Origin of the sequence: Mycobacterium sp. E2733 (genome assembly GCF_001667585.1) — a bacterium.
GTDB lineage: Bacteria > Actinomycetota > Actinomycetes > Mycobacteriales > Mycobacteriaceae > Mycobacterium.
Window position 1 is genome coordinate 1 of record NZ_LZJZ01000117.1, and the last position, 554, is coordinate 554.

At 72.6% G+C, this 554-nt stretch carries 1 protein-coding gene; it reads left to right on the forward strand.

Annotated elements, in window-relative coordinates:
* Positions 1-554, forward strand: a 554-nt coding sequence (locus A5678_RS21590) for a protein kinase (protein WP_156747025.1), incomplete at both ends; no start/stop codon positions are given.

A 554-nucleotide genomic window follows, 5' to 3' on the forward strand; every position in this document is an offset into this window, starting at 1 on the left:
GCCTACATGTCCCCCGAACGGCTCAACACCGGACAGGCCGACGCCCGCGCCGACATCTACGCCCTGGCCTGCGTGCTCTATGAGGCGCTGACCGGGCAGCGCCCCTACCCCGGCGACAGCCTCGAACAACAAATCGTCGGGCACCTGACCACCCCGCCGCCCCGGCCCTCGACACGCCGCCCCGGGGTGCCCGAAGGCATGGATGCCGTCATCGCCAAAGGCATGGCCAAAGACCCCGACCAGCGCTATGCCACCACCGTGGAATTCGCGCACGCCGCCCGCGACGCGGCCACCGTGCCGCTGCCCCGAGCGGAGCAGACCGTGCAGGTGCACCCACCGGTCTGGCCCGATCAGCCCACCGCGGGCCCCATCCAGGGCTACGAGACCCAACTCGCCCCGATCGGCGCCGCGCCCGTCCTGCCACCACCATGGGGGGCACCCCCGCTGCCCCAGGTAATGCCCACCCCGCAGCGGCCGAGGTGGCGGCGCCCGAACGTCGTGATTCCCGCGCTGCTGGTGATCGCGGTACTCATCGCGGGCGGTGTCTTCGCCGC